The sequence below is a fragment of the Mesorhizobium sp. P3_A9 genome (assembly GCF_056402975.1).
This window is the reverse complement of record NZ_JBFUGJ010000349.1, coordinates 1-6,002: the sequence shown is the minus strand read 5'-3', so window position 1 is coordinate 6,002 and position 6,002 is coordinate 1. Positions and strand designations below refer to the sequence as shown.

The following is a 6,002-nucleotide window of genomic DNA, read 5'->3' as shown; positions in this document are numbered from 1 at the left end:
ACTGGGAGGGTCGAATGCGCACGTATAGAGTCGAAGTTATGTCGGGAGCGCTAGTCGTCTCATCTGCCACGGTGAAAGCAGCTCTACCGTTTAAAGCCGCCGAAGAGCAGGTTCGCCAGCCGGTCACATTTCGTCATCAGGAAGATGAGTGGATTAGGGTGTCCGAACTGACCCATGAGAACAGGACCTTTGCTTACACCGTTCGGCGCCAACGCGCAGTCCAACAGCCGCTGTGAATTGACGAGCTCTGGGAATTCCWTTTTTGCGTATAAGCGGAACATGATACTCAACGGGTTGTTCCTGTGACGGCAGCCTCCTCGCTGCCGGCCAAGGCTGCAACATCTTGGCCGGGCCCGCTTCGCCGCCCGCGAGGCGGGCCCATCAGCGCAGTGCCCAAGTTCGGATTTGGTCCAGTCTCCAGATCGCGCCGAGCCACATGGAACCGCAGTCCGCACCGAGTGTTCTTTTGGCGCGCTGTCCTCCAACAGCGTTCCCCAGACTGGCCCGCTGCCTCCTCCAAGGCGCGGGCTTTTTTGTTGGAACTGACGGGCGCGAGCAAGTTGAGATTTTGCTCGGATATCCGTCAACCGGTCAGACAAACAAGGGCCCGTCGCTGCTCAGTCAGTGCCGAGGTTTTTTGTTACACATGTATGGATGGCCGCGAACGTCATAGAGGACACGGAACATTAGATGTCGCTAATTGTTAGAGGTCGGAAAATAACTGGCAAACCCTCGGCAAACATGTGAATGAACACCGCCCAGCGCATCAACGCATGGATCACAAATCAAAAACCAACTGCTATCTGCGACAGCTGTATAGTAGATGAGTGTAACGTAACCCCAGCTCAAGTTGGTCAAATCACGGGCGCACTTGGAACCACATCCGACTTTGACCGTGACCAAGGAACTTGTGGTCGCTGCAATCGAGACAGGACCGTTATCCGCGCGACATAGAACCCGGGCTCATCCAAGCCGAGCAGGCTGCGCCATTCCATCCATTCCGCTGGCTGCAGCACTGCCAACACAGGAAATCCGCTCTTGCCGGGCAAAGACGGCGAGCATCCTATTTCCTTCGTCGGAATTCTATAATCGTCGCCTCGGGCTCGGGCTCCAGAGGCTGGTGCCCTGGCTCTTCGTGCCAGAATACCTGTCGCAAGTCGCGCTGGTCGACCCTCTGACCGCAGTTCGGACAGTTGTAAAAATGGCCTTCTTCGCGGATCAGGTCGCCGCCATGCAGGTTGCCCGGAATCGGTGGACCAAGGTCTGATAGTTTCGTCATAGGCTGAAACTGTATTCGAAGACGTGACCGCGTTTCTCGTCAGTGACGCGTATCCATATATGCTCGCTCGTACGCAAGGTGACGTCCCGCTCGGTTGCCTCGCGGGCGGCCCGCAAAGGCGTAGTGGCGTTCACAACGTGAGTCGCCGTGACGGTATCGCAGTCAATCTCCTCGACATGGTATGTCGGCAATGGCGCGCTCCTGAGGCGTTATAACCGACGCGCAACGTTCAGACCAAGACTTTGTTGCACCTTGCCATCGTTTCCAGTTTTGGAACCATTTTAGGTAATGCTGATTGAATCGCGGCTTGTGCGGGTCAGTGTATGCGTTTGAAGTTCATCAAGCCGATGGAGCCAGAGCTTTTCGAAACCCCGCCCGAGGGTGACGACTGGAGCCACGAAATCAAATTCGACGGCTACCGCACCCAGGTCATCAAGGATGAAGATGGCATTCGGATGCTGACCAAGAACGGCTTCGACTGGACGGCTCGATATCGCTACCTCGCCGCAGAAGCCGCCGCGATCGAGGCCAAAACCTTCATCTTCGAAGGCGAAACCATCATGATCAACGAAGCGGGGCTGTCCGACTTCCACGCGCTGCAAGGCATCATTGGGCGGCGCCAGCCATCGCCAGAYCTKTATCTSGTGGCRTTYGACCTGATGCTKCTCAACGGYCAYGATCTGCGGACCATGCCGTTGGMKGATCGACGCGASATCCTGCAAGGWATGRTCCCMGAMGGCGGSMGGATACAGTTCAGCGAGGCGCTGCCAGGCACCGGCGATGCGGTATCATCTCGTCGACAAGGCCARYCTTGAGGGCWTGGTATCCAAGAAAAAGGCCAGCGCCTATCGCAGCGGTCCGACGATGGACTGGCGCAAGATCAAGTGCTTTGAAGAGAAGCAGATGGACATCATTGGCGTGCAGCGGGAACCCGGCAAAGCTGCACAGGTGATCATGGCCGAAAAAGGCCACTACAAAGGCGGCGCGTTCGTGAGCTTCAGAGCCGACAAGCGGCAAGCCCTATGGGATCGGGTGCAAGGCAAGGTTGGCGGTCCCGTCCCGAAAGGGCATAAGAAGGACAAGGCCGAATGGCTGAAGCCTGGCCTCGTCGGCCGCGTGAAAACCCTCAAGGGCGAAGAGAAGCTGCGCCATGCGAGACTGTTGGACTACTGGGAGGACGACGTAGATGGCCGTAGCTAAGAAGGACCAGGAGCGCATCGCCTACGCCTGGATGTACGGCGGCCAGGCGCGAAAGGACGGGAAAGCCCGCGACGTGCCGGCGTACTGGGAAGAATGGCGTGACCCTTGGCTGCAGGGCTTCGACGGTGTTCCGCTTGATGGTGCCGGCAAGGCCAGGCCGGTCAGCGATCAAATGGAAGCTGAGGTCGACGAGGCTGCCGTGGACCGCAGCGAGACCTAAGCTGACGAGCTCGCCGGAATGACTAACGGCCAGCCGCAGGCGTTAGATCCAAATAGCGGAGGTCTCGCAGATTCAGGTACCCGGGATCGAAATCTGCCGCACCGCTTAAGCCCTCCCAGTTCATGATGGACAGCCGCCCGTCCTTATGTTCTAGAAGCCCGTCAGCTCTCAGCTTCTTCAACATCCGGTTTACGTGAACAACGCTCGCCCCGATAGTTTCGCCGAGCTGAACTTGAGTTAGCGGCAACGGAAAAGAATTGTCAGTTACCAGGCCCATCACTTTCAAGCGCACGTAAAGTTCACAGGCGAGGTGGGCGAACCTGCCAAACGCATCATGGCCTCCCAACACCTTGACCCACGCCCGCGCAACGGCTGCATCAACCAAACTCTCACGCCAAAATAGATTTCCCAAGCGAGGTGACTTACGGAGAACCTCAAGGATGTCGCGGTGCGCAATAAGGGCGACCTTGCTTTTACCTAAAGACGCGAGTGTGTGATCCATCGTCCTAAGGTGCAAGCCCTGTAAGTCAGGTATATCGCCGGGAACATGGATCGATAGCGTTTGCAAATTGCCGTTGCTCAAGATGCTGTATCGCCGCACGAGTCCCTCGACCACCAAGCAACAAAGGCTTGGCTCGTCACCTTCCAGCGCTATGTGCTGACCGGACGTCAACTCCTTACCTGCAAGCGTCATCGCTTCGATGCTGTCGCGTTCACCAGCAGTAAGGCGACCAAGGCTTTCGAGCTTTCTGATTAGCGGCGTTGTCAAATCGGACATCGATGACCTTTAGCAGGTCGCCATCATCACACAAGCGAACCTCAGCAACGGCAGATCGGCTTACCGCAGACTCGTGTTGCGCTTCTGTCTGTAGCTCAGGTGGTCCAAAGCGATGATCGCGATAAACGCCAAGACTACGACAGCCGTTCCTCCCAACCAAAAATGAGACATTTGACTGTTCTCCCAGCCCTGGAATTATCGTACTCCGAGAGAGATTGGCTCGCAATCTCGGCAGGACGCTCGTCTAACAACGCGGTAAATGCGAGTCCCAGTTCGGGACGGCGGTACTGGCACTGCTTTTGCCTCTGACAGGGTGCCGGTTGATCCCGGCCCTGATCGCGTACTCTGATCAGGTTGTGGGCTCGCCGGGCTTGAGGTTGTTGGGGTCTTCGTCCGGCGAGCTTTCCATCCATATCCTAGACGCGAGAAGCACCGGCGAAAGCGGCCCCATCGGGTTATGTCCAGGACAAGAATTGTCGAAAAGGCCACTTGACCCGTTACGCGACCTCTTAGGGTCAATCCGCTTTTCCCGGCGATCAAGCGTTGATGCGGTGAAGCTCGGCTTCTGAAGACACTCTAGAGCCGCACGAACTTATACAGTGCTAGCCGCCTCCGCTGGCCTTCCGCGAAGGCCAACGCCATCGATTCGATTTCGAATGACCGTGTAAGTTCCTGGTCTTCCTCAACGACGCGGACAACCCACTCACCGCAGGCTTCGAACACTTCCACGCAAGGCTGGGTCTGACCATTCAGAATTATGGAAACGCTGTCCATCGCAATTCGCCTCCAAGGGCAATGGGCTTGGGATTTTAGCGCACATGTACGCCCCGCTAAAATCAATTCTGGATGACAAACAGCGCCGGCCGAAGCTGGCGTGCATTAACAAATGAAATTGAAATCGCTCTTTTGGGGGACACAATTTCTCGACCAGCCGACAGACGAAGGAGGCCTGTTGTGGAAAACAAGCGGCGTGTCGATAAGGAAAAAATTGAGAGAGCTGATCGTGAAGCACGGAGGATTCTCGATGCTGAACGAAAAGCCCGGGAGGCGAAAACTGCGCGGCTAAGAGAGTTGCGGCTCAACGGAAATCAACCGTCAGGTGGAACTCACAGCTCCATGTGAGCTTTGTGCACACATGAGCACACGCGGCATCAACTTCCTCGACAAATGGATGGCAGAGCAGTTGCCCGAAACCGCTAGTGACGATCCGGTGGTCATCAGCGACCTTGCGGACAAGGCCATGAAAGCCGCCGACAAGGCAGGCATTCCCACGACCGAGATCAGCGAGGAGGTGCCCAGCGTGTTCGAGGTCATCGCCGAGGCCATGGACCATCGCGAAGGCGGTGCTCCGTGAACCGCTTTCTGTTTGTCACAGCTGATTTTCTATCTCGCCCGCCCGGCTTCTACGTCATGATGCTGGCCATGATCGTTTGCACGGCCCTGGTGCCTTTCGGCCTCACCAATGCCGTCACTTATGCTCTGTCAGTCGCGGCCATTCTCATCACTGGCGTCGTATTGATTCAGGGCTATCGCGACACCGCAGCAATCCATGCCAAGCTGGATGAGATCATCGTCGCCCTGAACGAGACCAGGAACGAGGTGGTCGGGTTGGAGCATGAAGACCCGGAGATGATCAAGGCTGAATTGAACAGGCTGGAAGAGGAGGCATCCAAGCGGTAATCCAAGGAGATCGGCGCCGCTTGACTCGTTCACGAAGCGTTCCCATTTTGGTCTTCCGCAACGATAGACCGGTGATCTCATGTGTGGACGCGTTTTCGTCAAGACGACAATCCCTGACATGGTGCGGCGTTTCGAGTTCGCGCATCCTGGCGACGTCGAGCGCATGGGCAATGGTTTCCCAATCTGGAATGGCGCGCCAAGCCTCAACTACCCGATTATCATCCGGGAGGAACTGTCCACGTCCATGGCCGGCTTCGTGTCGGCGAGGTGGGGGCTTGTCCCCGGATGGGCTCGTGACGGAGGCGGCCGACCGCCGCCCGTCAACGCACGCTGCGAGACGATCGCGACCAATGGCATGTTCCGCAAAGCGTACGCCTCACGGCGCTGCCTGGTGCCGGTGGACGGGTATTTCGAATGGCAGAAGCTGGACGCCTCGGGCAAGAGGAAACAGCCCTATGCAATCGCGATGAAAGATGACGAGCCTTTCGCCATGGCGGGCATCTGGGAAGAGTATGCCGACAAGGTCACGGGTGAACTGATCCGCACCTTCGCTATCGCTACCTGCGAACCGAACGAACTGATGGCAACCATCCATGACAGGATGCCGGTGATCCTGGCGCCGGCCGATTACATGCGCTGGCTCGGACCAGAGCCAGATCCTCGCGACCTAATGAAGCCGTATCCGTCCGACCTGATGAAGATGTGGCCGATCGGCGGCAAGGTCGGCAGCCCCCGTAACAACACGCCTGACATCATTGACGAGATCGGCCGGCCCGACATTATCGATGTGAAGGGCCACGGTCCCGACGATCTTTTCGACGTCTGACCGAGCTTGGCCTGATGAG

The 6,002-nt window shown here is 57.2% G+C and carries 8 protein-coding genes; 7 read left to right on the top strand and 1 reads right to left on the bottom strand.

Annotation, left to right across the window (positions count from 1 at the left end):
• The 4 genes from AC1DX0_RS29445 to AC1DX0_RS29430 form a co-directional block, all read left to right on the top strand.
• Positions 1-236 (top strand): hypothetical protein (locus AC1DX0_RS29445; protein WP_477357931.1); only part of this gene is annotated, 236 nt, incomplete at its 5' end.
• 1,366 nt (positions 237-1,602) lie between these two features.
• The gene (locus AC1DX0_RS29440) at positions 1,603-2,094 is read left to right on the top strand and encodes an ATP-dependent DNA ligase (RefSeq protein WP_477357928.1); all 492 of its coding nucleotides are present in this window, start codon (positions 1,603-1,605) and stop codon (positions 2,092-2,094) included.
• On the top strand, positions 2,060-2,479 hold the full coding sequence (locus AC1DX0_RS29435; RefSeq protein ID WP_477357925.1) for a hypothetical protein: 420 nt from the start codon (positions 2,060-2,062) through the stop codon (positions 2,477-2,479). Before AC1DX0_RS29440 ends, AC1DX0_RS29435 begins: the two co-directional genes overlap by 35 nt.
• Positions 2,466-2,699, top strand: coding sequence for a hypothetical protein (locus AC1DX0_RS29430; RefSeq protein WP_477223972.1), 234 nt, complete (start codon positions 2,466-2,468; stop codon positions 2,697-2,699). The genes AC1DX0_RS29435 and AC1DX0_RS29430 overlap by 14 nt, the downstream gene beginning before the upstream one ends.
• A gap of 22 nt (positions 2,700-2,721) precedes the next feature.
• On the opposite strand, the gene AC1DX0_RS29425 is transcribed toward AC1DX0_RS29430, so the two are convergent.
• Complete coding sequence (locus tag AC1DX0_RS29425) at positions 2,722-3,477, bottom strand: Crp/Fnr family transcriptional regulator (RefSeq protein ID WP_477223971.1); 756 nt, start codon at positions 3,475-3,477, stop codon at positions 2,722-2,724.
• Between the two features lie 1,135 nt (positions 3,478-4,612).
• Between AC1DX0_RS29425 and AC1DX0_RS29420 the strand changes: the two genes are divergently transcribed.
• From AC1DX0_RS29420 to AC1DX0_RS29410, 3 genes are all read left to right on the top strand, one after another.
• Positions 4,613-4,831, top strand: coding sequence for a hypothetical protein (locus AC1DX0_RS29420; protein WP_477223970.1), 219 nt, complete (start codon positions 4,613-4,615; stop codon positions 4,829-4,831).
• Positions 4,828-5,157, top strand: coding sequence for a low affinity iron permease family protein (locus AC1DX0_RS29415; RefSeq protein WP_477223969.1), 330 nt, complete (start codon positions 4,828-4,830; stop codon positions 5,155-5,157). The genes AC1DX0_RS29420 and AC1DX0_RS29415 overlap by 4 nt, the downstream gene beginning before the upstream one ends.
• A 79-nt stretch (positions 5,158-5,236) precedes the next feature.
• Entirely contained in the window at positions 5,237-5,983 is a 747-nt protein-coding gene (locus tag AC1DX0_RS29410; protein ID WP_477223968.1) for an SOS response-associated peptidase, read from the top strand.
• Positions 5,984-6,002 lie beyond the last annotated feature (19 nt).

What these genes read in the sequence shown, in the direction of transcription:
- AC1DX0_RS29430 (WP_477223972.1), top strand. Translation starts at nt 2,466, where the DNA reads ATGGCCGTAGCTAAGAAGGACCAGGAGCGCATCGCCTACGCCTGGATG.
- AC1DX0_RS29425 (WP_477223971.1), bottom strand. Translation starts at nt 3,477, where the DNA reads ATGTCCGATTTGACAACGCCGCTAATCAGAAAGCTCGAAAGCCTTGGT.
- AC1DX0_RS29420 (WP_477223970.1), top strand. Translation starts at nt 4,613, where the DNA reads ATGAGCACACGCGGCATCAACTTCCTCGACAAATGGATGGCAGAGCAG.
- AC1DX0_RS29410 (WP_477223968.1), top strand. Translation starts at nt 5,237, where the DNA reads ATGTGTGGACGCGTTTTCGTCAAGACGACAATCCCTGACATGGTGCGG.